Consider the following 25842-nt stretch of genomic DNA (forward strand, 5'->3'; position numbering starts at 1 on the left):
GGCTGAGGTCCACACCACGTGGCCGTCAGGCTTCAGGCGCGGCGCGTACGCAAGGAGGATCGAGAACTGATGGCAGGCAACTCGGACCCGCTCTCGCCGCGGGCCAAGCTGGCCGTGACCGCGGGCAAGGCGGTCGCAGCGGCGTCCCGTGCGGCGGGACGCGGCAGCGGATCGGTCATCGGCGGCCGGGTGGCGCTGAAACTCGACCCCGACCTCCTCGCCCGGCTGGCCCAGAACCTGGACGTGATCCTGGTCTCGGCGACCAACGGCAAGACCACCACCACCCGGCTCATCGCCGAGGCCCTGCGCGCGGCGGGACCGGTGGTCTCCAACGCGCTCGGCGCCAACATGCCGGCCGGCATCACCTCGGCGCTCGCCGGCGGCTCGGACGCCCGGTACGGCGTCATCGAGGTCGACGAGAAGTACCTGGCCGGCGTCGCCCGGGACACCGCCCCGAAGTGCATCGCGCTGCTGAACCTCTCGCGCGACCAGCTCGACCGCGCCGCGGAGACCCGCATGCTCGCCGAGAACTGGCGCGAGGGACTCGCGGGCTCCAAGGCGGTCGTCGTGGCCAACTGCGACGACCCGCTGGTGGTGTGGGCCGCGTCCTCCTCCCCTAATGTGATCTGGGTCGCAGCCGGGCAGATGTGGAAGGACGACGCCTGGTCCTGCCCGTCCTGCGGCGGCGTGATGCAGCGCCCGGGCGACGACTGGTTCTGCGGCGAGTGCGGCTTCCGCCGTCCGACGCCGAGCTGGGCGCTCTCCGGCGACCACGTCCTCGACCCGCACGGCTCGGCCTGGCCGATCCACCTGCAGCTGCCCGGCCGCGCCAACAAGGCCAACGCCGCCTCCTCGGCCGCCGTCGCCGCCGTGTTCGGAGTGCCGCCGCAGGTCGCGCTGGAGCGCATGTACCAGGTGCAGGCGGTGGCCGGACGGTACGACGTCGTGCAGTTCCAGGGCCGCGACCTCAGGCTCCTGCTCGCGAAGAACCCGGCCGGCTGGCTGGAGACGTTCTCCCTGATCGACCAGCCGCCCGCCCCGGTCATCCTGTCCGTGAACGCGCGCTCGGCCGACGGCACCGACACCTCCTGGCTGTGGGACGTCGACTACACGCGCCTGACCGGCCACCCGATCTGCGTGGTGGGTGACCGCCGGCTCGACCTGGCGGTGCGCCTGGAGGTCGCCGACCAGCACTTCCAGGTCTACGAGAACCTCGACCAGGCCGTGGCGGCGTGCCCGCCGGGGCGCATCGAGGTCATCGCCAACTACACGGCGTTCCAGGACCTGCGCCGCCGCGTCGGCAACTGAGCACGAGACGTCAGGGGACTTTTGTGAGCGACAACCAACTGCGGATCGTCTGGATCTACCCGGACCTGCTCAGCACCTACGGCGACCAGGGCAACGTCCTCGTCGTGGAGCGCCGGGCGCGGCAGCGCGGCCTGGACGTGGCCCGGCTGGACGTGCGCAGCGACCAGCCGATCCCGACCTCCGGGGACATCTACCTGATCGGCGGCGGCGAGGACCGGCCGCAGCGGCTCGCGGCCGAGCGGCTGCGCCGGGACGGCGGGCTGACCCGGGCCGTGGAGAACGGCGCCATCGTGTTCTCCGTGTGCGCCGGCTACCAGATCCTCGGCCACGAATTCATCAACGACCTCGGCCAGCGCGAGCCCGGCCTCGGGCTGCTGGACGTGGTCTCGGTGCGCGGCGAGGGCGCGCGGTGCGTCGGCGACGTCCTGGGCGACGTCGACCAGCGGCTCGGCCTGCCCCCGCTGACCGGCTTCGAGAACCACCAGGGCGTCACGCACCTCGGACCCACCGCCCGCCCGCTCGCCCGGGTGCGCTTCGGCAACGGCAACGGCACGGGCGACGGCACGGAGGGCGCGTACAACGACACGGTCTTCGGCACGTACATGCACGGCCCGGTGCTCGCGCGCAACCCGCTGATCGCGGACCTGCTGCTGAAGCTGGCCCTCGATGTCAACGCGCTGCCGCCGACCGACGACCGCTGGTACGAGGCGCTGCGCAACGAGCGCATCGCCGCTGCTCAGCAGCCCGCGTAGGCACAGCGCCGCAGCGTGCCCGGGGCACGCGTCAACCTGCTGGTCAACAGCCCGTATGACGGCCCATCCGCACAGGTGAGCGGGGTCGTCCAGCAGGCGGACGCGTGCTTCGGTCCGGCCCCTCGAAGCCGCTAGGGTGGCGGGGATTCCAGCCGGACAACGTGGTCCGGCCCCGGCCCACGTCGATAAGGTTTCTCGGGCTATGCGCATTGGTGTCCTCACGTCCGGCGGCGACTGCCCCGGCCTGAACGCCGTCATCCGGTCCGTCGTGCACCGTGCCGTCGTCGACCACGGCGACGAGGTCATCGGCTTCCGGGACGGCTGGAAGGGCCTCCTGGAGTGCGACTACCTCAAGCTCGACCTCGACGCGGTGGGCGGCATCCTCGCCCGCGGCGGCACGATTCTCGGGTCCTCCCGTGTCCAGCCCTCCCATCTGCGGGACGGTGTGGAGCGGGCCAGGGGCCATGTCGAGGAGCTCGGCCTCGACGCGATCATCCCCATCGGCGGTGAAGGCACGCTCAAGGCCGCGCGGCTGATGTCGGACAGCGGGCTGCCCGTGGTGGGTGTGCCGAAGACCATCGACAACGACATCGCGGTCACGGACGTCACGTTCGGCTTCGACACGGCCGTCGGGGTGGCGACCGAGGCGCTGGACCGCCTGAAGACCACGGCCGAGTCGCACCAGCGGGTCCTCGTCGTCGAGGTCATGGGCCGGCACACCGGCTGGATCGCGCTGCACTCCGGCATGGCGGCCGGCGCGCACGCCATCGTGGTGCCCGAGCGGCCCTTCGACATAGAGGAGCTGACCCGGCGGGTCGGCGAGCGGTTCGAGGCGGGCAAGCGCTTCGCGATCGTGGTCGCCGCGGAGGGTGCCAAGCCCCGGGCCGGGACCATGGAGTTCGACGAGGGCGGCAAGGACATCTACGGGCACGAGCGGTTCGCCGGCATCGCCCGGCAGCTCTCCGTCGAGCTGGAGCGGCGGCTGGGCAAGGAGGCGCGGCCGGTGATCCTCGGGCACGTGCAGCGCGGCGGTACGCCCACCGCGTACGACCGGGTGCTGGCCACGCGGTTCGGGTGGCACGCGGTGGAGGCCGTGCACCGGGGCGAGTTCGGACAGATGACCGCGCTGCGCGGGACCGACATTGTGATGGTGCCGCTGGCGGAGGCCGTGGAGACGCTGAAGACCGTGCCGGACGAGCGGTACGAAGAGGCGGAGACCGTTCTCTGAGGTCGCGCTCGTTCCGCCGGATGCGGGTCCTGAGTGACCGGTCGCGCGGGACCCCGCACCCCTGACGTGTCGTACCGCCCCCGGTCGCAGCGGCCACCGGGGGCGGTTCTACTCTTGTGGGCGGACAACTTGCTGCACACCCCCACGAAACAGGAGCCGGCGGAATGGATCACAGCGGGCACGGCATGACCATGGATCTGCCGCCGTTCACGCTGGGGCGAGGTCTGGAATGGTCGGCGGACCCGTTCTTCCTCGTCGCCTGCCTGGTGGGGCTGGCGCTGTACGGCTGGGGCGTGGTGCGGCTGGTGCGGCGTGGCGACAAGTGGCCCGTCGGCCGGACCGTCGCCTACACCCTGGGCGTGCTGAGCATCATGCTCATGATGTGCACCGGGCTGAACGACTACGGCATGGTCATGTTCAGCGTGCACATGGTGCAGCACATGGTGATCAGCATGGTCTCGCCGATCCTGATCCTGCTCGGGGCGCCGATCACCCTGGCGCTGCGGGCGCTGCCCACGGCGGGGCGGGGCCGCAAGGGGCCACGTGAGCTGCTGCTGATGTTTCTGCACAGCCGGTACATGCGGATCGTCACGCACCCGGCGTTCACGATCCCGCTGTTCATCGCGAGCCTGTACGGGCTGTACTTCACGCCGCTGTTCGACATGCTGATGGGCTCCAAGGCCGGGCACATCGCGATGATGGTGCACTTCCTCGCCGTCGGCCTGGTGTTCTTCTGGCCGATCATGGGCGTGGACCCGGGGCCGCACCGGCCGGGCTATCTGATGCGGATGCTGGAGCTGTTCGCGGGCATGCCGTTCCACGCGTTCTTCGGCATCGCGCTGATGATGGCGTCCCAGCCGATGGTGTCGACCTTCGAGAACCCGCCCGCCTCCCTCGGCATCGAGGCGCTGTCCGACCAGAACGCTGCCGGAGGCATCGCCTGGGCGTTCAGCGAGATCCCGTCCGTGCTGGTCCTGATCGCGCTGCTGTTCCAGTGGTACGCCTCGGAGCAGCGGCAGGCCAGGCGCTCGGACCGGGCCGCCGAGCGGGACGGGGACAAGGAGCTGGAGGCGTACAACGCCTATCTGGCCTCGCTGAACACGCAGGGGCGCTGAGAACCGGCTCGTGTAGGGCCCGTGCGCGCCGGGCGCCCACCGGGCACCATGGAGGGACCGGACCACGAGGAGGGTGTCACGATGCCCGGTTCCACGCACGGTTCCAGCGGTTTCAACGGGACGAAGACCATGGGGGTGCTCACTCTGGGCGGCCTCGTCGTGGTGACGGCCTACACGGTGGCACTCGGCAGCAACGGCTGGCTGTGGTTCGGCTGGGTCGTCCTGGGCCTGATCACCCTGGGGATGGTGGTCACCACGCGCAGCACCTGACGGCTCACTCCCGGGTCAGCCGGCCCGCCGAGTGCACACCCGGCTGGTACTTCGGGAGACGGACGGTGATCTTCATGCCGGCACCGACCGCGGTCTCGATCACGAGGCCGTGGTCGTCGCCGTAGACCTGGCGGAGCCGGTCGTCGACGTTGGACAGGCCGATGCCGCCCGAGGGGCTGGCCTCGCGGGCGAGGATGCGGCGCAGCAGTCCGGGGTCCATGCCCGCGCCGTCGTCCTCGATGACGACCAGGGCCTCGGCTCCCGCGTCCTGGGCGGTGATCTGGATGTGGCACTTGCCCGAGGAGACGGCCTTGCCCTCCAGGCCGTGCTTGACGGCGTTCTCCACGAGCGGCTGCAGGCACAGGAAGGGCAGTGCGACGGGCAGCACCTCCGGCGCTATCTGCAGGGTGACGGAGAGGCGCTCGCCGAAGCGTGCGCGCACCAGGGCCAGGTAGTGGTCGATGGCGTGCAGCTCGTCGGCGAGGGTGGTGAAGTCGCCGTGCCGGCGGAACGAGTAGCGGGTGAAGTCGGCGAACTCCAGCAGCAGCTCGCGGGCGCGCTCGGGGTCGGTGCGGACGAAGCTCGCGATCACCGCGAGCGAGTTGAAGATGAAGTGCGGGGAGATCTGGGCGCGCAGCGCCTTGATCTCGGCCTCGATGAGGCGGGTGCGGGACCGGTCCAGGTCCGCCAGTTCGAGCTGCACCGAGACCCAGCGGGCGACCTCGCCGGCGGCCCGGACCAGGACGGCGGACTCGCGGGGCGCGCAGGCGACCAGGGCGCCGTGGACCCGGTCGTCGACGGTGAGCGGGGCGACGACCGCCCAGCGCACCGAGCAGTCCAGGCGGTCGCAGGTCAGGGCGAAGGCCTCGCCCCGGCCGGAGTCCAGGGGGCCCGCGAGGCGTTCCATGATCTCGGAGCGGTGGTGGGCGCCGTCGCCGTCCCAGACCAGGACCTGTTCGCGGTCGGTGAGGCAGAGGGCGTCGGTGCCGAGCAGCGAGCGCAGTTTCCGGGCGGACTTGCGCGCGGTCTCCTCGGTCAGGCCGGCCCGCAGCGGCGGCGCGGCGAGGGAGGCGGTGTGCAGGGTCTCGAAGGTGGCGTGCTCCACGGGGGTGCCGAGACCGGCGAGGCTCTTGGCCCGGGCGGTGCGCCGGCCGAGCCAGACGCCGAGGGCCAGGACGGGGAGCACGGCGACGCACAGGCCGGCCAGGAAGTCGCTCATGCCGTCACCTCCGTGCGCAGTTCCTCGGGCAGGTGGAAGCGGGCCAGGACCCCGGCCGTGCCCGGCGGGACGCGGCCGGGGGTGGCGAGGGACACCAGGATCATCGTGAGGAAGCCGAGCGGCACCGACCACAGGGCCGGCCAGGCGAGCAGGGCGTGCAGGGCGGCGCCCCGGCCCGGGTAGCCCGCCATGGTCGCGGCGACCGCGAGCAGGGCGGAGCCGCCTCCGACCAGCATCCCGGCGGCGGCGCCGGGCGGGGTCAGCCGCCGCCACCAGATGCCGAGGACCAAAAGCGGACAGAAGGAGGACGCCGACACGGCGAAGGCGAGGCCCACCGCGTCGGCGACCGGCAGCCCGCCGACCAGGACGCTCGCCGCGAGGGGCACGACCATGGCCAGGACGGTCCCGAGCCGGAAGTGCCGCACGCCCCGGGAGGGCAGCACGTCCTGGGTGAGCACGCCCGCGACGGCCATGGTCAGGCCCGAGGCCGTGGACAGGAACGCGGCGAAGGCGCCGCCCGCGACCAGGGCCCCCAGCAGATCGCCGCCCACTCCCCCGATCATCCGGTCGGGCAGCAGGAGGACGGCGGCGTCCGGGTCCCCGGTGAGGGTCAGTTCGGGGGCGTAGAGGCGGCCCAGGGCGCCGTAGACGGGGGGCAGGAGGTAGAAGGCGCCGATCAGGCCGAGGACGGCGACGGTGGTGCGGCGGGCGGCGACGCCGTGCGGGCTCGTGTAGAAGCGGACCACCACGTGGGGCAGGCCCATGGTGCCGAGGAACGTGGCGAGGATCAGTCCGTAGGTGGCGTAGAGGGGGCGTTCCGCGCGGCTCTCGGCCTGGGACGGGGAGAGGTCGCCGCCGCCGCTGCGCTCGGCTTCGGGGACGGCCGCGCCCCGGGCGAAGGTGAGGCGGGTGCCGCCTTCGATGTGGTGGGTGCCGGCGGGCAGGTCGAGGCGGGTCCCGGTGTGGGTGCGGCCGTCGACGGTGCCGGTGACCGTGACGGTCAGGGGACGCTCCAGCTTCAGGTCGACGCTGTCGTCGACGCGGACGACGCGCTGCTCGCGGAAGGTGGCCGGTTCGTCGAAGGCGTGGCGCGGGGCGCCGTCGCTCTGCCAGGCGAGGACCAGGAAGAGGGCGGGGACGAGCAGGGCCGTCAGCTTCAGCCAGTACTGGAAGGCCTGGACGAAGGTGATGCTGCGCATGCCGCCGGCGGCGACGGTCGCGGTGACGACGACGGCGACGATCACGCCACCCAGCCAGTCGGGCGCCCCGGTCAGCACGGTCAGGGTGAGCCCGGCTCCCTGCAGCTGGGGCAGCAGGTACAGCCAGCCGACGCCGACGACGAAGGCTCCGGCGAGCCGACGCACGGCCTGGGAGGCGAGGCGGGCCTCGGCGAAGTCGGGCAGCGTGTAGGCGCCGGAGCGGCGCAGCGGGGCGGCGACGAAGAGCAGCAGGACGAGGTAGCCGGCGGTGTAGCCGACCGGGTACCAGAGCATGTCGGGGCCCTGGACGAGGACCAGGCCGGCGATGCCGAGGAAGGACGCGGCGGAGAGGTACTCGCCGCTGATGGCCGCGGCGTTCAGACGCGGGCCGACGGTGCGGGAGGCGACGTAGAAGTCGGAGGTGGTGCGGGAGATGCGCAGGCCGAAGGCGCCGACCAGGACCGTGGCGACGACGACGAGGGCGACGGCGGGGACGGCGTAGCTGGAGTTCATGGGCGTGGAAGTCAGCGGTCCTCGACGAGACGGACGAAGTCGCGCTCGTTGCGCTCGGCGCGGCGGACGTACCAGCGGGCGAGCAGGACCAGGGGGAGGTAGAGGCCGAAGCCGAGGACGGCCCACTCCAGGCGGCGGGCGTCGGGCATGGCGGCGAAGAGCAGCGGGAGCGGGCCGACGAGCAGGCCGAGGACGGCGAAGACGGTGAGGGCGGCGCGCAACTGGGTGCGCATCAGGGAGCGGACGTAGGTGTGGCCGAGGGTGGTCTGCTCGTCGATCTCGGTGCGCGGGCGGTAGTAGCCGGAGGCCCGCCGGGCCTGCCGGGGCGGGCCGGTGACGACGACGCGGCGTTCGGTGTGGTCCTGGGGCACCGTCATGTCCTCCTCATGAGCAGGTCGCGCAGTTCGCGCGTGTGGCGGCGGCTGACCTGCAGTTCCTCGGAGCCGACGAGGACGCTCACGGTGCCGGCGTCGAGGCGGAGTTCGCCGATGTGGCGCAGGGCGACGAGGTGTCGGCGGTGGATGCGGACGAAGCCGCGTGAGCGCCAGCGCTCCTCCAGGGTGGACAGCGGGATGCGGACCAGGTGGCTGCCCTTGACGGTGTGCAGGCGGGCGTAGTCGCCCTGGGCCTCGACGTGGGTGATGTCGTCGACGGCGACGAAGCGGGTCACGCCGCCGAGTTCGACGGGTATGTGGTCCGGGTCGGGTTCGCTCACGGGGATGCGGGGCGTGGCGCCGCGCAGCTCGGCGGCCCTGCGGACGGCCTCGGCCAGGCGTTCCTTGCGGACGGGTTTGAGGACGTAGTCGACGGCCTTGAGGTCGAAGGCCTGCACGGCGAAGTCCTCGTGGGCGGTGACGAACACGACGAGCGGCGGGCGGGCGAAGCCGGTGAGCAGCCGGGCCAGGTCGAGGCCGTCGAGCCCGGGCATCTGGATGTCGAGGAAGACGACGTCGATGGCCTCGGGTCCGCCCGGGCCGGACTCCAGGGCGCGGTTGATGCGGCGCAGCGCCTCGGTCGCGTCACCGGCGCCCTCCGCGCTGCCGATGCGGGGGTCGGCCTGCAGCAGGTAGAGCAGTTCCTCCAGGGAGGGGCGTTCGTCGTCGACAGCCAGGGCGCGCAGCATGAACGTGGAGTGTAGGGGCGATCCCTGCGTCTGGACACGTGCCGGGGGTGGACGTTCCCGCCGGACGCGGTGGCGGGGCCGGAGCGGGCGCGGGCCGGGGGGCCGGTGGATACAGTGCCCGCATGAACAGCAGGTCCTCGGCGTTCGACGAACTCGACCGGAAGATCGTCACCGCGCTGATGGCGAACGCCCGGACGTCGTTCGCGGAGATCGGCACGGCCATCGGGCTGTCGGCCACGGCGGTCAAGCGGCGCGTCGACCGGCTGCGCGAGACGGGCGTGATCACCGGGTTCACGGCGACCGTCAAGCCGTCGGCGCTGGGCTGGCGCACCGAGGCCTACGTCGAGGTGTACTGCGAGGGCGCCGCCCCGCCGCGGCGGCTGGCCGACGTCGTGCGCGACTACCCGGAGATCACCGCGGCGATGACCGTGACCGGTGGCGCGGACGCGCTGCTGCACGTGCGGGCGCGGGACGTGGAGCACTTCGAGGAGGTGCTGGAGCGCATCCGGCAGGAGCCGTTCATCCGGAAGACGATCAGCGTGATGGTGCTCTCCCATCTGCTGCCGGAGAGTCCGGAGGCGGGAGCCAGCCACCCGGCGCCCGAGTAGCTCCCGGGCGGCGCAGCGTCCGTGCGCCGGCCGGGCGGAAGACGCAGCGTTCCTGCGTGGACGCGCAATCTTTGTTTCTTGTCGGCCCCCACCGTCAGTTCCTACCGTTGTGTCAACCCCCAGTCACACACCGTGAGGAAGCGGAGGGACCCCTTCGTGCCCGACTCCCGTGTGCCGCGCCGGCGGCGCTACCTCGTCTGCGAGCCCAGACACTTCGCCGTGCAGTACGCGATCAACCCCTGGATGCACCCCGACGAACCCGTCGACGTGATCAGGGCCCTGGACCAGTGGCAGGCGCTGGTCGACACCTACCGTGCCCACGGCCATACCGTGGACAGTGTGAAACCCGTTCCCGGCCTGCCCGACATGGTCTTCGCCGCGAACGCGGCGGTCGTGGTCGACGGGCGCGTCTTCGGCTCGCTCTTCCACGCGCCCGAGCGCCGTCCCGAGTCCGTGCCCTACGAGGCGTGGTTCAAGACGGAGGGCTACGAGGTCTATCACCCCGAGGCGGTCTGCGAGGGCGAGGGCGACCTGGTGCCGGCCGGGCGCTGGATCCTCGCCGGGACGGGCTTCCGCACGACCCGGGAGGCCCACAGCGAGGTGCAGGAGTACTTCGGCGTACCGGTGATCGGGCTGACGCTGGTGGATCCGTACTTCTACCACCTCGACACGGCGTTGTTCGTCCTCGACGACGAACGCGACGGGAACATCGCCTACTACCCCGAGGCGTTCTCGCCGGGCAGCCGCGAGGTGCTGGCCCGGCTCTACCCGGACGCGGTGCTCGCCACCCGCGAGGACGCGATGGCGTTCGGGCTCAACTCCGTCTCCGACGGGCGCCACGTCTTCATCTCACCCGGGGCGACGGGCCTGGCCGCGCGGCTGGCCGACCGCGGCTACGTGCCCGTCCCCGTCGACCTGTCCGAATTCCACAAGGCCGGGGGCGGCATCAAGTGCTGCACCCAGGAGATCCGGGAGATCCGCTCATGACCGCACCCGTCACCACCCGTGGCCCGCAGGAGACCCCCGGTCCGCGGGGCGGCCGCGGCTCGGAGGAACTCATCCGCGCGGAGGAGCCGGTCCTCGCGCACAACTACCACCCGCTGCCCGTGGTCGTCGCCCGCGCCGAGGGCACCTGGGTGGAGGACGTCGAGGGCCGCTGCTACCTCGACATGCTGGCGGGCTACTCGGCCCTCAACTTCGGCCACCGGCACCCGGCGCTGATCGAGGCCGCCCACCACCAGCTCGACCGGCTGACCCTGACCTCGCGGGCCTTCCACAACGACCGGCTCGCGGAGTTCGCCGAGCGGCTGGCCGCGCTGACCGGGCAGGACATGGTGCTGCCCATGAACACCGGCGCGGAGGCGGTGGAGAGCGGGGTGAAGGTGGCCCGCAAGTGGGCCTACGACGTCAAGGGCGTCCCGGCGGACCGGGCCACGATCGTGGTGGCGGCGGACAACTTCCACGGCCGGACGACGACGATCGTCAGCTTCTCCACGGACGAGACCGCGCGGAGCGGCTTCGGGCCCTTCACGCCGGGGTTCCGGATCGTGCCGTACAACGACCTGGCCGCGCTGGAGGCGGCGGTCGACGAGACGACGGCCGCGGTGCTGATCGAGCCGATCCAGGGCGAGGCCGGGGTGATCATCCCCGACGACGGCTACCTGGCGGGCGTGCGGGAGCTGACCCGCCGCAGGGGCTGTCTGTTCGTGGCGGACGAGATCCAGTCCGGGCTCGGCCGGACGGGCAGCACGCTGGCGGTGGAGCACGAGTCGGTGGTGCCGGACGTGCTGCTGCTGGGCAAGGCGCTGGGCGGCGGCATCGTGCCGGTGTCGGCGGTGGTCGGGCGCCGGGACGTGCTCGGGGTGCTGCACCCGGGCGAGCACGGCTCGACGTTCGGCGGCAACCCGCTGGCGGCGGCGGTCGGCACGGCGGTGGTCGAGCTGCTGGAGACGGGCGAGTTCCAGCGCCGGGCGGCCGAACTGGGCGTGATCCTGCGCGAGGGCCTGGCGGGCCTGGTCGGCAAGGGCGTGGTCGGTTTCCGCTCGCGCGGGCTGTGGGCGGGCGTCGACGTCGATCCCGCGCTCGGCACCGGCCGCGAGATCAGCGAGCGTCTCATGCGCGAGGGGATCCTGGTGAAGGACACCCACGGCTCGACGATCCGCCTGGCACCGCCGCTGACCATCACCGGCGAGGAGCTCCGGGAGGCGCTCGGGGCCCTGGAGAAGGTCCTCGGATAGGCGGGCCGGAGGCTGGTCCCGGGCGGGCGGCCGCCCGGGACCGGCCTCCCCGACCGGACCTGCACAAGCCGCCCCCTCTCACCGGAAGGGTGAAGATGGGGGCAAGAGGTGGTAGACCACTCTCAGCGACAGAGAGGTCGGCCGTGGGCGCAGACGAGGAGTACGGCACTGCCCGGCAGCGGTTCGACGTGGCCGACGCGGCGCCGCTGTTGCTCGATCCGCAGGGCGTGGTGACGGCCTGGACCGACGACGCCCGGCGCCTGCTGGCGTACCCGGCCGCCGAGGCGGTGGGCCGCAAGCTCGCCGATCTGCTGGCCGACGAGGACGCGCAGCGGGTGCCGGACCTGGTCGAGCGGTGCCGCAGGGACGGCGGCTGGCGGGGACTGCTGACGGCCCGCCACAAGAACGGGCGGCCGGTGCGGGTCGCCGCCCGGATCGCCCCGGCGGAGGAGGCACACGGCGGCTCCCGCTGGCTGGTGCTGCTGTCGGAGCTGGCCGGCGCACCCGGCTGGGACATGAGCCGTACGGTGCTGGAGCGGATGGTGTCGGACGCTCCCGTCGGCATCGCCATCGTGGACACGGACCTGCGGTTCGTGTGGTCCAACGCAGCCCTGGAGCAGTTCGGCGGCGGACCGGCGGCGCGCCGGCTCGGACTGCGGTTCGCGGACGTCCAGCCGGGGCTGGACGGGCAGGCGGTCGAGGCGCAGATGCGGCACGTGCTGGAGACGGGCGAGCCGGTCGTCGGCTACGAGCACGTGGGGCATGTGCGGTCGGCGCCCCTGCGGGAGACGGCGCACATGCTGTCCTTCACCCGGCTGGAGGACGACCGGGGCCACCCGATAGGCGTCTACTACACGGTCGTGGACATGACCGAGCGGCACCGGGCCCGGCAGCGGCTGGCGCTGCTCGACCGGGCCGGTGAGTGCATCGGCCGCAGCCTGGACCTTATGCGCACCGCGCAGGAACTGGCCGACGTGGCGGTGCCGGGACTGGCCGACTTCGCCTCCGTGGACCTGCTGGACACGGTGCTGCGCGGCGGCGAACTGTCGCCCGGGCCGCTCCCGGACACGGCGGAGCCGGTGGCGCTGCGCCGCGCGGGCCACCGGGCCGCGGACGAGGACCTGCCGGCCGTCGTCGTCCCCGTCGGGGACACGGCCACCTACCCGGCCGGGTCGCCCCCGGTCCGCTGCCTGACCTCGGGCCGGTCCTGGCGGGCGGAACGGCTCGACCCGTCGTCCAGGGACTGGACCACCGACGCCCCGGGCGGCCGGCGGGCCACCTTCCGGGAACTGGGCCTGCACAGCGTGCTGACCGTGCCGATCCGGTCGCGGGGCACCACTCTGGGCCTGACCAGCTTCTTCCGCCGCACCCACCGGGAGCCCTTCGACGCCGAGGACCTGCGCCTGGCGGAGGACCTCGTCGCCCGCGCGGCCGTCTGCCTGGACAACGCCCACCGCTACACCCGCGAGCGGGACGCCGCGCTCGTCCTGCAGCGCAGTCTGCTCCCCCACCGGCTGCCCGAGCAGGACGCCGTCGAGGTGGCCGCGTGCTACCGGCCGGCGGACGAGCTGACCGGCCTGGGCGGCGACTGGTACGACCTCATCCCGCTGTCCGGGGCGCGGGTCGCGCTCGTCGTGGGCGAGGTGCCCGGGCACGGCATCGACGCCGCGGCGGCCATGGGGCAGTTGCGGACCGCCGTGCGGACGCTGGCCGCGCTGGATCTGCCGCCCGAGGAGGTGCTGGCGCACCTGGACGACCTGGTGGCGCGGTCGGCGCGGGAGGACGGGGCCGAACCGGACGCGGCGGGCGCCGACGGCGGGCGGTCCGTGGGCGCCGGATGCCTGTACGCCGTCTACGACCCGGTCGACGGCGGGTGCGCGATGGCCGCGGCGGGCCAGCCCGCCCCGGCGGTCGTGCGGCCGGACGGTTCGGTCACGTTCGTCGATCTCCCGCAGGGCCCGCCGCTCGGCGTGGGCGGCCCGCCCTTCGAGGCGGTCGAGCTGACCCTGGCGGAGGGCAGCACGCTGGCCCTGCACACCGACGGGCTGCTGGCCCGCAGCGACACCTGGGCCGTCGACGCCGGCCGCGAGCGGCTGCGCCGGGCCCTGGAACAGGCGGGTCCGCTCGACGCGCACTGCAGAACCGTGGTCGACGCGCTGGTACCGGCCCGTCCGTACGACGACGTGGCCCTGCTGATGGCCCGGACGAAACGTCTCGGCAGCGGGCAGGTGGCGGTCTGGGAGCTGTCCAGCGACCCGGCCGTCGTCGCCGAGGCCCGCCGCACGGCGACCCGGCAGCTGGCGCGCTGGGGCCTGGACGAGCTGGTGTTCACCACCGAGCTGGTGGTGAGCGAGCTGGTCACCAACGCCATCCGGTACGGCGACGGGCCCATCCGGCTGCGGCTGATCCGGGAGCGCGCCCTGGTGTGCGAGGTCTTCGACAACGGCGCCACCGCGCCCCATCTGCGCCATCCCCGCACGACGGACGAGGGCGGGCGCGGGCTGCTGCTGGTCTCCCAGCTCACCCAGCGGTGGGGCACGCGCTTCATCCCCGACGGGAAGATCATCTGGGCCGAGCAGCCGCTGACGGGCGTCCCGGAATGATGCCCGGGTGAGGTACGCCCATACCGTGCGAAACTGGTGTGATTCCCGGCATCGGTGAGGCGGCGGCCATGACGAATTCGGTGATCGACTACGCGGCGATGTTCCAGTGCCTGCCCGGCATGGTGGCGCTCCTGACGCCCGAGCTGGTGTACGCGGACGTCAACGAGGAGTTCGTGCGGGGCTCCGGCCGCTCCCGGGAGCAGCTGATCGGCCGCTACGTGTTCGACGTCTTCCCGGACAACCCCAACGACCCGGCCGCGACGGGCATGCGCAATCTGGAGGCGTCGCTGTACCGGGTCCTGGCCACCGGCGAGCGCGACGCCATGGCGCTGCAGCGCTACGACGTCGAGGATCCGGACCGCCCCGGGGAGTGGGCGGAGCGCTACTGGAGCCCGGTGAACGCGCCGGTGCTCGGCCCCGACGGGAAGGTGCTGCTGATCGTGCACCGCGTCGAGGAGGTCACGGAGCTGATCCGGGCCCGGGGGCGCGCAGGGGGCCGCAACAGCCGCGCGCGGGTGCTGGAGGCGGAGCTGTACACCCGCGCCCGTGAGCTCCAGGAGCTCAACGAGCGGCTGCGCCAGGCGCACTCCCGGGAGCGCGAGGTGGCACTGGCGCTGCAGGAGGCGATGCTGCCCGCCCGACGCCAGGTCAGCCGCCACCATCGGGCCGCGGTCCGCTACCGCCCGGCCGTCGGCGCGCTCAACGTCTGCGGTGACTGGTACGACCTGGTCGAACTGGTCGACGGCCACCGGATCGGGGTGTCCGTGGGGGACGTGGTCGGGCACGGGCTCGCCGCCGCCGGCGTCATGGGGCAGCTGCGCAGCGCGCTCAGCGCGGCCTCCCGGGTCGCCGCGGGCCCGGCCCAGGCGCTGGACGTGCTCGGGCGCTACGCCCACGTGGTCGACGGTGCCGAGTCGGCGACGGCGGTGACGACCTTCATCGACTTCGAGCGGCAGACCATCACCTACAGCAGCGCGGGCCATCCACCGCCGGTGCTGGTCCAGCCCGACGGCCGCACCCGGTTCCTCGACCAGGCCACCGACACACCGCTCGACGCCCGGCCCGATCCGATCCCCCGGCCCCAGGCCGAGACCGTGTTCACGCCGGGCACCACGCTGGTGCTCTACACCGACGGGCTGATCGAACGGCGCCGTGAGGACATCGACGCGGGTCTGGCCCGGCTCGCCGACGCCCTGCGCCGTCACCGCGACCAGGACCCCGAGACCCTCGCCGACACCGTCCTGCTGGAACTGCTGCCGTCCGGCGGCGCCACGGACGACACGGCGCTGATCATCGTGCGGCTGTGACCGTCACATCCGGGTCCTGCCGTGGTCCAGCAGGCGCACCCGGTCCACGTTCTGCCGGTCCTCGGCGTCCGTGCTGGGCACTGCCCCGAACCAGGCGTCGAGGATCTCCTTGAGCAGCGGCTCGGACGTCAGCCGGAGGCTGAGCGCGAGCACGTTGGCGTCGTTCCAGCGGCGGGCACCGTCGGCCGTGTAGGAGTCCGTGCACAGGGCCGCCCGGATTCCGGGCACCTTGTTGGCTGCGATCGAGGCGCCCGTGCCGGTCCAGCAGCACACCACGGCCTGGTCGGCCGTCCCGTCGGCGACCTCGCGGGCCGCGGCCTCGGAGCACACCGCCCACTGCGGGTCGTCCCCGGGGCGCAGAGCGCCGTGCGGGCGCACCTCGTGTCCCCGGTCGCGCAGCGCGGCCACGAGGGAGCGGGCGACGGGCTCGTCCATGTCCGAGGAAACAGAGATCCGCATGCTTCGCAGGTTACTCGGCGGGGCCGCAAGAACCAGCGGCCGGACAGGGAGCCGTCCGTATCGCGCCATGCGCGGCGTTCGGCTTGCCGGTCACTCGTACGGAGCAGCACGCTGGTCCCGCGATACTCCCCGGCCGCACGGGCACCACCGGACACACCCTGCTGACTGACCGTCAGTCAAAGCGTGAAGGATCGGCGCGGTCCTGCCGCACGAGGTGCCCGGTGACTGCCCCTGCACCTACACTGGCACCCCACGACATGCCGGTTGACCTGCTGGAATGCGGCGGTTGAGTCCACCGCCAGAGTCGAGGAGCGCCCGCTTTGTTCTACTACCTGCTGAAATACGTGCTGCTGGGGCCGCTGCTGAGACTGGTCTTCCGGCCTCGAATAGAGGGTCTGGAGCACGTGCCGGCGGAGGGCGCCGCGATCATCGCCGGCAATCACCTGTCGTTCTCGGACCACTTCCTGATGCCCGCGATCCTCAAGCGGCGCATCACCTTCCTCGCCAAGGCCGAGTACTTCACGGGCCCGGGCGTCAAGGGCCGTCTGACGGCCTTCTTCTTCCGCAGCGCGGGGCAGATCCCGGTCGACCGCTCCGGCAAGGACGCCGGCCAGGCGGCGATCCGCGAGGGCCTCGGCGTCCTGTCCAAGGGCGAATTGCTCGGCATCTACCCGGAGGGCACCCGCTCGCACGACGGCCGGCTCTACAAGGGCAAGGTCGGTGTCGCGGTGATGGCCCTGAAGGCCGGCGTCCCGGTGGTGCCCTGCGCGATGATCGGCACGTTCGAGGCCCAGCCCCCGGGCAAGGTCATCCCCAGGATCCACCCGGTCGTGATCCGTTTCGGCAGGCCGCTCGACTTCTCCCGCTACGAGGGCATGGAGAACGAGAAGGCCGTCCTGCGCGCCATCACCGACGAGATCATGTACGCGATCCTCTCGCTGTCCGAGCAGGAGTACGTGGACCGGTACGCGGCAGTGGTGAAGGCGGAGGAGGCCGCAGCGAAGGAGCGCAGGTTCCCGCGCATGCCCCTGAGGTGACCGCTGCTGCCGGCAGAAGGCGTTCCCGGGGCCGGGCGGGGCGATCTACGGTCGCGGCATGAGACGTGCTGAGGTGATCGGGGCGGGCGGACAGACCGGCCGGCCCACGGTGGCAGCGCCGGCCCGGGACGGCTGGGCAGTGACGGCCGCCTCCCGCGGCGGCGGCCGGGACGGGGACTGGCCCGGGTAAGTCCGCGCCGCGCGGCTCGACCGCTAGTACGACGCGGCATTGGGGCGCTGATCGGCGATGGCCGCGACCCGCTGGGCCAGGTCGTCGCCTACGGGGCGGGCCCGGCGTGCACGGCGGTTGACGGCCCTGGCCGGCCGCGTCGGCTCGGCGGTCGTCGTCTCCACGGTTTTGGTGTACGAGGAGGGCGCGGGCCGCGGCTTCGACCCGCCGGGACGGCCGGGCGGCCTCCCCGGCCCCGGCCGGTCGACGGAACCTGTACGGGCTCTCGCCTCGGAAGGCGAGAGCCCGTCGGCGCTGAGCTCGAGCCGGCGTGTGGCTCGGGGAGCGGGGTGGTGTGGGTGAGGGGCGGTCGGGGGTCCGGCCGCCCCTCTTTCGCCGCTACGGCTTCGGCGTGGCGTGCGGGGTGCAGGTCACGTCCGCGGCGTCCAGTTCGCCGGTGAGCAGGTAGCTGTCCACCCGGGTGTTGATGCACGGGTTGGTCAGGCCGGTGACACCGTGGGAGCCCGCGTCCTTCTCGGTGATCAGGCGCGAGCCCTTGAACCGCTGGTGCAGTTCGACGGCACCCTCGTACGGGGTGGCCGCGTCACGCTCGGACTGCACGATCAGCACCGGCGGAAGGCCCTTGCCGGTCTTCACGTTCAGCGGCGTCTGCTGCTTGGCCGGCCAGGTGGCGCACGGGAGGTTCATCCAGGCGTTGGCCCAGGTCATGAACGGGTGGTCCCGGTGCAGCCGCGTGTTGTCGCGGTCCCACCGCTGCCAGCTGGTGGGCCACTTGGCGTCGGCGCACTCCACGGCCGTGTACACGGCGTTGCCGTTCTCGGAGGCGGCGTTGCCCGCGGTGTCCGACAGGTCGGGCGCGGCGGCGTCCACCAGCGCCTGGGTGTCCCCGGCGACGTACTTGCTGAACACCGAGGCGATCGGGGCCCACTGGGAGTCGTAGTACGGCGCGCTCTGGAAGAAGGAGATCAGCTCCGCCGGGCCGACGACCCCGCCGAGCGGGCTCTTCTTCGCGGTGGCGCGCAGCTTCAGCCACTGCTCCTGGACCTCGGCGCGGGTGTCGCCCAGGTGGTAGGTCGCGTCGTTCTTCGCGACCCAGTCCTGCCAGTCCTTCCAGCGGCCCTCGAAGGCGACGTCCTGGTCCAGGTTGGCCTGGTACCAGATCTTCTCGCGGGACGGGTTGACGACGCTGTCGACGACCATGCGGCGCACGTGGCCCGGGAAGAGCGTGCCGTACACGGCGCCGAGGTAGGTGCCGTACGAGACGCCCAGGAAGTTGAGCTTCTTCTCGCCGAGGGCGGCGCGGATGACGTCGAGGTCGCGCGCGGTGTTCGGCGTGGTCATGTGCGGCAGCATCCAGCCGCTGCGCTCCTGGCAGCCCTCGGCGTACTCGCGGGCCAGCTTGCGCTGGGCGAGCTTGTCCGCCTCGGAGTCGGGCACCGGGTCCATCTTGGGCGCCGTGACAAACTCCTGCGGGTCGACGCAGGAGATGGGCGTGGACTTGCCGACGCCGCGCGGGTCGAAGCCCACGAAGTCGTAGGCCTTGGCGGCGTTGGCCCAGATGGGGTTCTTGGCGGTGACCCGGGCCGGGAAGCGCAGTCCGGAGCCGCCGGGGCCGCCGGGGTTGTAGATGAGCGCGCCCTGCCGCTCGGCCTTCGTGCCGGTGTTGCCGATGCGGTCGACGGCGAGCTTGATCTGCTTGCCGTACGGCTTGGCGTAGTCGAGCGGCACGGTGACGTACCCGCACTGGATCGGCTTGGCCAGGTTCCAGTCGGCAGGGCAGTCCTGCCAGTCGATGCCGGCCTTCGCGGCGCGGTCGGCGGCGATGGCGGCGCCCCGGGCCTCGCGGTCCGCGCCGGGGCCGCTGCCCGCGCTCGCGTTCGCCGTGGGCGCCGCGACGGCGCCGGCTATCAGCGTGGCCGTGACGAGCGCGCCGGCCGAACCGAGCGCCGTCACCCGCCTCTTCGGACTCGTACCCCTCAAGGGGGACCTCCCCGTACTCAGTTGCGATCAGTACGGGGGATCCTCGCGGGTGTGAGGTCCCCGGCAACAGGGGCGGGCATCCTTCTTTGCCAATCCGATAAACGGAGCGCCACGTCTGCTGTGCGGACGGCTACCCGAGCTGGGCGAGGGCCTCGTCGAGCAGCCGCCGCAGCCGCAGGGCGTCCGGCGCAACGGCCGTGACCAGCGCGGCGGGCCCGGCCAGCGGCATGAGCGCGGCGCCTTCGGCCAGCACCCCGCCCTGGACCGGCTCGGCCCCGAACTCCGGACGTACCACCACGAGTTGGCCCACGGCGCGATGCCCCGCGAGACCGGCCGGCCCGTCCCAGCCGCCGGGTGCGCCGGGCCCGCAGGCCAGTTCCTGGTCGAGCACGAGCCGCCCGGCCACCCGTAGCGTCAGACGGCTCGTCAGACGCCCGGGCCGCTCACCGGTCCGCCCCAGCACCTGCTCCTCGCGCAGCACGAGCCGGGCCGTGGCGGCCACCTCGGCCCGGGTCGTGACGCACAGGTCGCTGCCCTGAGCGGAGATCAACTGTTCCGGCAGCCAGTGCAGTTCGGCGTCGTCGGCGACGTCGAGCCGGACGTCGTAGCGGGCCTCGCCCTTGGCCTGGCCGGGCAGGGCGATGGTGGCGGCTGCCGATCCGACGGACAGCGTCGCGCCCTCTTCGACCCGGGCGTGCACGGTGAAGTGGTCGCCGCCGAGCGGGCCGCTCATCGCGCCGATCAGCATGACCCGCGCCCCGGCCCCGGTGGCCCGGGTGCGTCGCAGCGCCAGCGGCCCGTCGCTCGCCAGCACGGGCAGCGTGGTGCCGCCCCGGCCGTCGTCCCGGGCGACGATCCGCGCGACGGACCGCACCCCGGCCGCGTTCACGCGCCCGCCGTCCAGGCGGCGAGCCGGCCGCGCACCCACGCGGCGACGTCGGCGACCCCGGGCCCGCCGCGCAACGACTGGAAGACCACCGGCAGTTCGGCGCGCTGCGCCTTGGCGTCGGCCGCCATGCGCGCCAGGTCGGAGCCGACGTAGGGGGCGAGGTCGGTCTTGTTCACGACGAGCAGGTCGGCGGTGGTCACGCCGGGTCCGCCCTTGCGCGGGATGTCGTCGCCCCCGGCCACGTCGATGACAAAGATCTGCGCGTCGACGAGCCCTTTGGAGAAGGTCGCGGTGAGGTTGTCCCCGCCGGACTCCACGAGGACCAGGTCCAGCGGGCCGATCGCGTCCTCCAGGTCCTCCACCGCCTCCAGGTTGGCGGAGATGTCGTCCCGGATGGCGGTGTGCGGGCAGGCCCCCGTCTCGACGGCGGTGATCCGCTCGGGCGGCAGGACGGCCTCCCGGAGCAGGAACTCGGCGTCCTCCCGCGTGTAGATGTCGTTGGTGACGACGGCGATCGACAGCTCGTCGCGCAGTGCCCGGCACAGCGCGGCGACGGTGGCGGTCTTCCCCGAGCCCACGGGCCCGCCGAGCCCGATCCGCAGGGCGCGGCGGCTGCCGTCGGGGCGGTGTGCGTCGGCACCGACGGCGGCGGGGCCGTCGTGGTGGTGATCGAGGTGCATGTGCGGCTCCTGGTGAGGGCGGGCCCGGGGTGGCGGGCTACCGAGGTACGGAGTGGAGGGCTCGGGGTTGCGGGCTGCCGGGTACGGGGTGGCGGGGGCTGGTGCCGGGTGCGGGTGGGTGAGGGCTGGTCGCGCAGGTCCCCGCGCCCCTGGGGCGGGGAACTGCACGGCGTACAGCGTGCGGCTATGAGGCGAACAGCCGTACGGGCCACCCCGCGTGCACCTCCGCCCCGATCTCCAGCAGGGGCGCGGACGGGGCGGGCAGCGCGTCGACGCCGTCGTCGACGACCCGGCGGGCCGCCTCCACGCCCCGGTCCACGACCCGGTCCAGCTCGGGGGCGAGCCGGGCCAGCACCCTCGTGGCGTCGAAGGGGTCCAGGCTCAGCAACCGCACCGTCGCCGTGGCCGGCCCGCTCACGCTCTCGTACGCCGCGCAGTACGCCGCGTCCACCGGCCCGAGGCCGGCCGCCCGCGCCGCGAGACCGAGGACCACCGGCTGATGCGCCCCCTTGGGGAACTGCCGTCCCAGGGCGTCCAGTTCGGCGGACGGCCAGGTCGCCCGGGCGGCCCGCAGCAACTGCCGCCCCAGCTTGCGCGCGGCGACGCGCAGCGCGGGCGAGGGCGTACGGGCGTCCGCCGCGCCGTCCAGCGTGACGGGGTCGATGCCGAGCGCCGCGGCCGCCGCGAGGGACGCCGACACCAGCCCGGCCGTGTGCAGCCGCCCCCGGCAGAACTCCGCCAGGCTCGCCGCCCCGCTGATCCGCCCGGCCTTGACGGCCTCCTCGGCCCCGCCGGAGTGCGCGTGCCCTCCGGCGGGGAACCGGCCGTCGGCCAGTACGAGCAGTGCCGCCCGTGACATCGCGACCTCGCCTTCAGAAGAGGAAGTAGCGCTGCGCCATGGGCAGCTCGGCCGCGGGCGTCGCCTCGACGAGTTCCCCGTCGATGTGCACGGCGAAGCTGTCGGGATCGATCCGCACCTCGGGCCGCGCGTCGTTCTCGCGCATGTCCGCCTTGGTGACCGAGCGGGTCGACTCGATGGCCACGAAGCGCTTGCCGAGCCCGAGACGTTCCGGCAGCCCGTCCTCGACGGCCAGGGGCGCGACGAAGTTGACGGAGTTGGCGGCGGGGGCCCGGCCGATCGCGCCGTACATCGGGCGCGGCAGGACCGGTTGCGGGGTCGGGATGGAGGCGTTCGCGTCGCCCATCTGCGCGTACGCGATCTGTCCGCCCTTGAGGACCAGTTGCGGCTTGACGCCGAAGAACGCGGGTTCCCAGAGCACCAGGTCGGCCAGCTTGCCGCTCTCCACCGACCCGATCTCGCGGGCGAGGCCCTGGGCGAGCGCGGGGTTGATCGTGTACTTGGCGACGTAGCGGCGCACCCGGTGGTTGTCGGCTCGGCCGTCGCCGGGCAGTGCGCCGCGCCGCCGCTTCATGACGTGGGCGGTCTGCCAGGTCCGCAGGATCACCTCGCCCACGCGTCCCATCGCCTGCGAGTCGGAGGAGATGATGGAGATCGCGCCGAGGTCGTGCAGCACGTCCTCCGCGCCGATGGTGGAGGGCCGGATCCGGGACTCGGCGAACGCCAGGTCCTCCGGCACGGCCGGGTTGAGGTGGTGGCACACCATCAGCATGTCGAGGTGTTCCTCGGCGGTGTTGACGGTGAAGGGCCGGGTCGGGTTGGTGGAGCTGGGCAGCACGTGGGACTCGGAGACCACGGTCATGATGTCCGGCGCGTGCCCGCCGCCCGCGCCCTCGGTGTGGTACGCGTGGATGCCCCGTCCGGCGATGGCGGCGAGCGTGTCGCCGACGAACCCGGCCTCGTTCAGGGTGTCCGTGTGGATGGCGACCTGGATGCCCGTGCGCTCGGCGACGGTCAGCGAGGCGTCGATGACGGCCGGGGTGGAGCCCCAGTCCTCGTGCAGTTTCAGGCCGAGCGCGCCGCCCCGGATCTGCGACAGCATCGCCTCGTGCGAGACGGTGTTGCCCTTGCCGAGGAACCCGATGTTGAGCGGGTAGGCCTCCATGGCCTCCAGCATCCGGGCCAGGTGCCAGGGGCCGGGGGTCACGGTCGTCGCCTTGGAGCCCTCCGCCGGGCCGGTGCCGCCGCCGACCAGGGTCGTGACGCCCGACGCCAGGGCCTCGTCGGCGATCTGCGGGCAGATGAAGTGGACGTGCGCGTCGATCGCGCCGGCCGTGAGGATCCGCCCGTTGCCGGCGATGATCTCGGTCTCCGGGCCGATGACCAGGTCCGGGTGGACGCCGTCCATGGTGTCGGGGTTGCCGGCCTTGCCGATGCTGGTGATGCGGCCGTCGCGGATGCCGATGTCGGCCTTGACGATGCCCCAGTGGTCGATGATCACCGCGCCGGTGATCACCGTGTCCGGAGTGCCCTCCGCGCGCGTGGCACGCGACTGGCCCATGGACTCGCGGATGACCTTGCCGCCACCGAACACGGCCTCGTCACCGGCGCGTCCGGGACCGCCGGAACGGTCCTCCTCGATCTCCACCAGCAGATCGGTGTCGGCGAGCCGGATCCGGTCACCGGCCGTCGGGCCGAACAGGTCGGCGTACGCGGCGCGCGAGATCTCAGGCATCGAGGGCACCTCCGGTCTCCCCGCGCAGACCGGGCACCACACGGGCGCCGGCGAGCGGAACGAGTTCGACGTCGACGGGGATGCCCGGTTCGAAGCGCACGGCCGTGCCGGCGGCGACGTTCAGCCGCTTGCCCCGTGCCGCGGACCGGTCGAACTCCAGGCCCGGGTTGGCCTCGGCGAAGTGGTAGTGGGAGCCGACCTGGACGGGCCGGTCGGCGGCGTTGAGCACGGTGAGCCGGGTGACCTCGCGGCCCTCATTGCAGACAATCGGGTCCTCGGCGAAGAGGATCTCTCCGGGAATCATGCGGGCCCTCTCAGACGATCGGCTCGTGGACGGTGACGAGCTTGGTGCCGTCCGGGAAGGTGGCCTCGACCTGGACGTCGTGGATCATCTCCGGGACGCCCTCCATCACGTCGTCCCGGGTGAGCAGCGTGCGTCCGGAGGACATGAGTTCGGCGACGGTGCGGCCGTCCCGGGCGCCTTCGAGGATGTGCGACGTGATGAGGGCGACCGCCTCGGGGTGGTTGAGCCTGAGCCCGCGGGCCCGGCGCCTGGCGGCCACGTCGGCCGCCACATGGATCAGCAGTCGCTCTTGCTCGTGCGGGGTCAGCTGCACGTCCCACCTCACAGTCCTCGCTCCGGGCCGTGCGGGGCCCGGGTGCCGCGGCCACGGGGCAAAGTGCCAGGTGGCGTGGAGCGGCAGGCTAGTTGGACCGCGTTTCGGGCACGTTAACCCGGCTGTGACCCGGTGGCCGGGGCGCGCTCGTCCCGCATGCTCATCAGGGCCCGCAGACCGTCCCGGAGGACCTCGACCGGGGCGGGTCCGAACAGGGACTGCTGGGCGATGAACCCGAGCACGGCGGCGATCATCGTGCGGGCCACATGGTCCGGCTCGACGTCCGGCCGCATCATCCCGGCCCGCTGGTAGCCCTCGACGATCTTCGTCCAGGCCGCGCGGACGGAGCCGTAGCCCTCGCGCAGGACGGCCGCCAGGTCCTCGTTGCGCAGGGTCTCCGGCCACACCTGGATGACGAGGCGCGGGAAGGCGGGCCTGCCGTCGACGACCAGGTACTCGCGGGCGGCGAGCACCGTGCCGAGGACGGTCGCGACGAGTTCGTCCGGCGGCGGGGGCGGGCTCTGCCGGGACGCCTCCTCGAAGGCGCCGCGGACCGAGCCGAGGACCTCGCCGACGATCGCGCCGATCAGTTCCTCCTTGCCGCTGAAGTAGCGGTAGACCGCGCCGGCGGACAGGCCGACCTCCTTCAGCACGTCCTGCATGGACGTGGCGTGGAAGCCGTTGCGGGCGAAGCAGACCGCGGCGCCGTCGAGGATCTGGCGGCGGCGGGCGTCGAGGTGTTCCTGGGACACGCGGGCCATGGTCCCCAACGTAAAACGAATATTCATTCTTGACAAGGAGCGACCGGCGGAGCACGGTGGTGACAGAGCAAAACGAACGATCCTTCTTTTTACTGCCGACCGCTTCGCAGGCCGGTCCGCCGCTCGCAGGAGACCCTCATGTCCCACACGCCGAATCGCCGACTGATCGCGGTCGTCGTCCTCGTTCCCGTCCTGGCCGCCCTGGCCCTGTGGGCCTTCGCCTGGCCGGCCGCCCGCACCGCGCCGCGCGACCTGCCGCTCGGCGTCGCCGGACCGCCCGCCGCGACGGCACAGGTGGAGCGACAGCTGGAGCGGCACGAAGGCGCCTTCGAGCTCCACCGCTACGCCGACGAGGCCGCCGCCCGGGAGGCCATCCAGGACCGCTCGGTGTACGGCGCGGTCGTGGTCACGCCGCAGGGGCCCGAACTGCTCACGGCCTCCGCCGCGGGTCCGGCCGTGGCCCAGCTGCTCCAGCAGGCCGTGACCCGGCAGGCCGCCGCCGAGGGCACGCAGGTCAGGACGGTCGACGTGGTGCCCGCCCCGCAGAGCGACCCGCGGGGCGCGGCGCTGAGCGCGTCCGTGCTGCCGCTGGCGCTGGCCGGCATCGCCGCGGGCGCGGTGGTCACCCTGCTGGGGCTGAGCGGACCGCGGGCCGTGGGTGCGCTGCTCGGCGCCTCCGCGCTCGTGGGCGTGACCGCGGCCGGGATCGCGCACAGCTGGCTCGGGGTCCTCACGGGTGACTGGTGGACGGAGGCCGCCGTGCTCGGACTGTCGTCCCTGGCCGTCAGCGGCGCCGTCGCCGGACTCGCCGCGCTGACGGGCCCCAAGGGCATCGGGATCGCCGGTGGCGTGGTGATGCTGCTCGGCAACCCGTTCTCCGGCGCCGCGTCGGCACCGCAGCTGCTGCCCGAGCCGGCCGGCGCGATCGGCCAGTGGCTGCCGCCGGGCGCGGGCACGACCCTGCTGCGCTCGGTGTCGTACTTCGACGGCGCGGCGGCCACCGGGCCCGCCCTGACACTGGCCTGGTGGGCGGTGCTGAGCCTGGGCGCGGTCCTGCTCGGCGGCGCGCTCCGCGCACGGAAGCGGTCCGGCACGGCCGCGACCGACACGCGGGAACTGACGACCGTCGGCTAGCCGGAACCCCGACGAGCCG

General features: G+C 73.0%; 27 protein-coding genes. 13 read left to right on the top strand and 14 right to left on the bottom strand.

The window, feature by feature from the left end; all coding sequences use genetic code 11:
* Positions 1-69 precede the first annotated feature (69 nt).
* From CHR28_RS15900 to CHR28_RS15920, 5 genes are all read left to right on the top strand, one after another.
* Positions 70-1308, top strand: a complete 1239-nt coding sequence (locus CHR28_RS15900; protein ID WP_094054290.1) for a MurT ligase domain-containing protein — start codon at positions 70-72, stop codon at positions 1306-1308.
* Positions 1309-1331: 23 nt separating this feature from the next.
* Complete coding sequence (locus CHR28_RS15905) at positions 1332-2060, top strand: type 1 glutamine amidotransferase (protein WP_094054291.1); 729 nt, start codon at positions 1332-1334, stop codon at positions 2058-2060.
* A 202-nt stretch (positions 2061-2262) separates the two neighbouring features.
* Positions 2263-3288: a 6-phosphofructokinase gene (locus tag CHR28_RS15910; protein ID WP_094054292.1), complete on the top strand. Its 1026-nt coding sequence runs from the start codon at positions 2263-2265 to the stop codon at positions 3286-3288.
* Positions 3289-3452: 164 nt separating this feature from the next.
* Positions 3453-4403 carry a cytochrome c oxidase assembly protein gene (locus tag CHR28_RS15915; protein ID WP_094054293.1) on the top strand — a complete coding sequence of 317 codons (951 nt, stop codon included), beginning with the start codon at positions 3453-3455 and terminating at the stop codon, positions 4401-4403.
* Positions 4404-4484: 81 nt separating this feature from the next.
* Complete coding sequence (locus CHR28_RS15920) at positions 4485-4673, top strand: hypothetical protein (RefSeq protein WP_179272461.1); 189 nt, start codon at positions 4485-4487, stop codon at positions 4671-4673.
* Between the two features lie 4 nt (positions 4674-4677).
* Here CHR28_RS15920 and CHR28_RS15925 read toward each other — a convergent pair whose 3' ends face one another.
* Genes CHR28_RS15925 through CHR28_RS15940 form a run of 4 tightly spaced genes read right to left on the bottom strand, consistent with a single transcriptional unit; the run spans position 4678 to position 8727 of the window.
* The gene (locus tag CHR28_RS15925; protein ID WP_094054295.1) at positions 4678-5892 is read right to left on the bottom strand and encodes a sensor histidine kinase; all 1215 of its coding nucleotides are present in this window, start codon (positions 5890-5892) and stop codon (positions 4678-4680) included.
* Positions 5889-7604 (bottom strand): sodium/solute symporter, encoded by a 1716-nt coding sequence (locus tag CHR28_RS15930; RefSeq protein WP_094054296.1) that lies wholly within the window; start codon positions 7602-7604, stop codon positions 5889-5891. The genes CHR28_RS15925 and CHR28_RS15930 overlap by 4 nt, the downstream gene beginning before the upstream one ends.
* 11 nt (positions 7605-7615) lie before the next feature.
* Positions 7616-7975 (bottom strand): hypothetical protein, encoded by a 360-nt coding sequence (locus CHR28_RS15935; RefSeq protein ID WP_094054401.1) that lies wholly within the window; start codon positions 7973-7975, stop codon positions 7616-7618.
* A gap of 2 nt (positions 7976-7977) precedes the next feature.
* Positions 7978-8727 carry a LytR/AlgR family response regulator transcription factor gene (locus CHR28_RS15940; RefSeq protein WP_094054297.1) on the bottom strand — a complete coding sequence of 250 codons (750 nt, stop codon included), beginning with the start codon at positions 8725-8727 and terminating at the stop codon, positions 7978-7980.
* A gap of 122 nt (positions 8728-8849) precedes the next feature.
* Between CHR28_RS15940 and CHR28_RS15945 the strand changes: the two genes are divergently transcribed.
* The 5 genes from CHR28_RS15945 to CHR28_RS15965 all read left to right on the top strand — a co-directional run bounded on the left by CHR28_RS15945 (position 8850) and on the right by CHR28_RS15965 (position 15482).
* On the top strand, positions 8850-9335 hold the full coding sequence (locus CHR28_RS15945) for an Lrp/AsnC family transcriptional regulator (protein WP_094054298.1): 486 nt from the start codon (positions 8850-8852) through the stop codon (positions 9333-9335).
* 156 nt (positions 9336-9491) lie between these two features.
* Entirely contained in the window at positions 9492-10322 is an 831-nt protein-coding gene (gene ddaH, locus CHR28_RS15950) for a dimethylargininase (RefSeq protein WP_094054299.1), read from the top strand.
* Positions 10319-11572, top strand: coding sequence for an ornithine--oxo-acid transaminase (rocD, locus tag CHR28_RS15955; RefSeq protein ID WP_094054300.1), 1254 nt, complete (start codon positions 10319-10321; stop codon positions 11570-11572). Before ddaH ends, rocD begins: the two co-directional genes overlap by 4 nt.
* A 143-nt stretch (positions 11573-11715) precedes the next feature.
* The gene (locus CHR28_RS15960; RefSeq protein ID WP_094054301.1) at positions 11716-14175 is read left to right on the top strand and encodes a SpoIIE family protein phosphatase; all 2460 of its coding nucleotides are present in this window, start codon (positions 11716-11718) and stop codon (positions 14173-14175) included.
* A 68-nt stretch (positions 14176-14243) separates the two neighbouring features.
* Complete coding sequence (locus CHR28_RS15965; RefSeq protein WP_094054402.1) at positions 14244-15482, top strand: PP2C family protein-serine/threonine phosphatase; 1239 nt, start codon at positions 14244-14246, stop codon at positions 15480-15482.
* Between the two features lie 3 nt (positions 15483-15485).
* On the opposite strand, the gene CHR28_RS15970 is transcribed toward CHR28_RS15965, so the two are convergent.
* On the bottom strand, positions 15486-15941 hold the full coding sequence (locus tag CHR28_RS15970; RefSeq protein ID WP_094054302.1) for an RpiB/LacA/LacB family sugar-phosphate isomerase: 456 nt from the start codon (positions 15939-15941) through the stop codon (positions 15486-15488).
* 320 nt (positions 15942-16261) lie between these two features.
* Between CHR28_RS15970 and CHR28_RS15975 the strand changes: the two genes are divergently transcribed.
* Together CHR28_RS15975 and CHR28_RS38985 are read left to right on the top strand one after the other, a co-directional pair.
* Positions 16262-16978, top strand: coding sequence for a lysophospholipid acyltransferase family protein (locus CHR28_RS15975; protein ID WP_094054303.1), 717 nt, complete (start codon positions 16262-16264; stop codon positions 16976-16978).
* A gap of 58 nt (positions 16979-17036) precedes the next feature.
* Complete coding sequence (locus CHR28_RS38985) at positions 17037-17168, top strand: hypothetical protein (RefSeq protein ID WP_373453359.1); 132 nt, start codon at positions 17037-17039, stop codon at positions 17166-17168.
* Between the two features lie 23 nt (positions 17169-17191).
* Here the strand turns inward: CHR28_RS38985 and CHR28_RS38990 are convergent, their stop codons facing one another.
* The 9 genes from CHR28_RS38990 to CHR28_RS16020 form a co-directional block, all read right to left on the bottom strand.
* Positions 17192-17332 carry a hypothetical protein gene (locus CHR28_RS38990; protein ID WP_179272462.1) on the bottom strand — a complete coding sequence of 47 codons (141 nt, stop codon included), beginning with the start codon at positions 17330-17332 and terminating at the stop codon, positions 17192-17194.
* A gap of 214 nt (positions 17333-17546) precedes the next feature.
* Positions 17547-19148 carry an alpha/beta hydrolase gene (locus CHR28_RS15985; RefSeq protein WP_094054304.1) on the bottom strand — a complete coding sequence of 534 codons (1602 nt, stop codon included), beginning with the start codon at positions 19146-19148 and terminating at the stop codon, positions 17547-17549.
* A gap of 130 nt (positions 19149-19278) precedes the next feature.
* On the bottom strand, positions 19279-20037 hold the full coding sequence (locus tag CHR28_RS15990; protein WP_094054403.1) for an urease accessory protein UreD: 759 nt from the start codon (positions 20035-20037) through the stop codon (positions 19279-19281).
* Complete coding sequence (gene ureG, locus CHR28_RS15995; protein ID WP_094054305.1) at positions 20034-20717, bottom strand: urease accessory protein UreG; 684 nt, start codon at positions 20715-20717, stop codon at positions 20034-20036. Before ureG ends, CHR28_RS15990 begins: the two co-directional genes overlap by 4 nt.
* Positions 20718-20901: 184 nt before the next feature.
* A complete protein-coding gene (locus CHR28_RS16000) occupies positions 20902-21576 on the bottom strand; it encodes an urease accessory protein UreF (protein ID WP_094054306.1) in 675 nt (224 codons plus the stop codon).
* A 13-nt stretch (positions 21577-21589) separates the two neighbouring features.
* Positions 21590-23311 carry an urease subunit alpha gene (locus CHR28_RS16005; protein ID WP_094054307.1) on the bottom strand — a complete coding sequence of 574 codons (1722 nt, stop codon included), beginning with the start codon at positions 23309-23311 and terminating at the stop codon, positions 21590-21592.
* On the bottom strand, positions 23304-23615 hold the full coding sequence (locus CHR28_RS16010) for an urease subunit beta (RefSeq protein ID WP_094054308.1): 312 nt from the start codon (positions 23613-23615) through the stop codon (positions 23304-23306). The genes CHR28_RS16005 and CHR28_RS16010 overlap by 8 nt, the downstream gene beginning before the upstream one ends.
* A gap of 10 nt (positions 23616-23625) precedes the next feature.
* Positions 23626-23928: an urease subunit gamma gene (locus tag CHR28_RS16015; RefSeq protein ID WP_094054404.1), complete on the bottom strand. Its 303-nt coding sequence runs from the start codon at positions 23926-23928 to the stop codon at positions 23626-23628.
* 113 nt (positions 23929-24041) lie between these two features.
* Positions 24042-24689: a TetR/AcrR family transcriptional regulator gene (locus CHR28_RS16020; protein ID WP_094054309.1), complete on the bottom strand. Its 648-nt coding sequence runs from the start codon at positions 24687-24689 to the stop codon at positions 24042-24044.
* A gap of 138 nt (positions 24690-24827) precedes the next feature.
* On the opposite strand from CHR28_RS16020, the gene CHR28_RS16025 reads away from it, so the two are divergent.
* A complete protein-coding gene (locus CHR28_RS16025) occupies positions 24828-25823 on the top strand; it encodes an ABC transporter permease (protein WP_094054310.1) in 996 nt (331 codons plus the stop codon).
* The last annotated feature ends 19 nt before the right edge of the window (positions 25824-25842 follow it).

This window comes from Streptomyces sp. XY006 (genome assembly GCF_002237655.1).
GTDB lineage: Bacteria > Actinomycetota > Actinomycetes > Streptomycetales > Streptomycetaceae > Streptomyces > Streptomyces levis.

Bases quoted from the DNA above. Each gene is read 5' to 3' on its own strand.
- CHR28_RS15900 (WP_094054290.1), top strand. From the start codon at position 70: ATGGCAGGCAACTCGGACCCGCTCTCGCCGCGGGCCAAGCTGGCCGTG.
- CHR28_RS15910 (WP_094054292.1), top strand. From the start codon at position 2,263: ATGCGCATTGGTGTCCTCACGTCCGGCGGCGACTGCCCCGGCCTGAAC.
- CHR28_RS15915 (WP_094054293.1), top strand. From the start codon at position 3,453: ATGGATCACAGCGGGCACGGCATGACCATGGATCTGCCGCCGTTCACG.
- CHR28_RS15920 (WP_179272461.1), top strand. From the start codon at position 4,485: ATGCCCGGTTCCACGCACGGTTCCAGCGGTTTCAACGGGACGAAGACC.
- CHR28_RS15925 (WP_094054295.1), bottom strand. From the start codon at position 5,892: ATGAGCGACTTCCTGGCCGGCCTGTGCGTCGCCGTGCTCCCCGTCCTG.
- CHR28_RS15930 (WP_094054296.1), bottom strand. From the start codon at position 7,604: ATGAACTCCAGCTACGCCGTCCCCGCCGTCGCCCTCGTCGTCGTCGCC.
- CHR28_RS15940 (WP_094054297.1), bottom strand. From the start codon at position 8,727: ATGCTGCGCGCCCTGGCTGTCGACGACGAACGCCCCTCCCTGGAGGAA.
- CHR28_RS15945 (WP_094054298.1), top strand. From the start codon at position 8,850: ATGAACAGCAGGTCCTCGGCGTTCGACGAACTCGACCGGAAGATCGTC.
- rocD (WP_094054300.1), top strand. From the start codon at position 10,319: ATGACCGCACCCGTCACCACCCGTGGCCCGCAGGAGACCCCCGGTCCG.
- CHR28_RS15965 (WP_094054402.1), top strand. From the start codon at position 14,244: ATGACGAATTCGGTGATCGACTACGCGGCGATGTTCCAGTGCCTGCCC.
- CHR28_RS15970 (WP_094054302.1), bottom strand. From the start codon at position 15,941: ATGCGGATCTCTGTTTCCTCGGACATGGACGAGCCCGTCGCCCGCTCC.
- CHR28_RS38985 (WP_373453359.1), top strand. From the start codon at position 17,037: ATGAGACGTGCTGAGGTGATCGGGGCGGGCGGACAGACCGGCCGGCCC.
- ureG (WP_094054305.1), bottom strand. From the start codon at position 20,717: ATGCACCTCGATCACCACCACGACGGCCCCGCCGCCGTCGGTGCCGAC.
- CHR28_RS16000 (WP_094054306.1), bottom strand. From the start codon at position 21,576: ATGTCACGGGCGGCACTGCTCGTACTGGCCGACGGCCGGTTCCCCGCC.
- CHR28_RS16005 (WP_094054307.1), bottom strand. From the start codon at position 23,311: ATGCCTGAGATCTCGCGCGCCGCGTACGCCGACCTGTTCGGCCCGACG.
- CHR28_RS16010 (WP_094054308.1), bottom strand. From the start codon at position 23,615: ATGATTCCCGGAGAGATCCTCTTCGCCGAGGACCCGATTGTCTGCAAT.
- CHR28_RS16020 (WP_094054309.1), bottom strand. From the start codon at position 24,689: ATGGCCCGCGTGTCCCAGGAACACCTCGACGCCCGCCGCCGCCAGATC.
- CHR28_RS16025 (WP_094054310.1), top strand. From the start codon at position 24,828: ATGTCCCACACGCCGAATCGCCGACTGATCGCGGTCGTCGTCCTCGTT.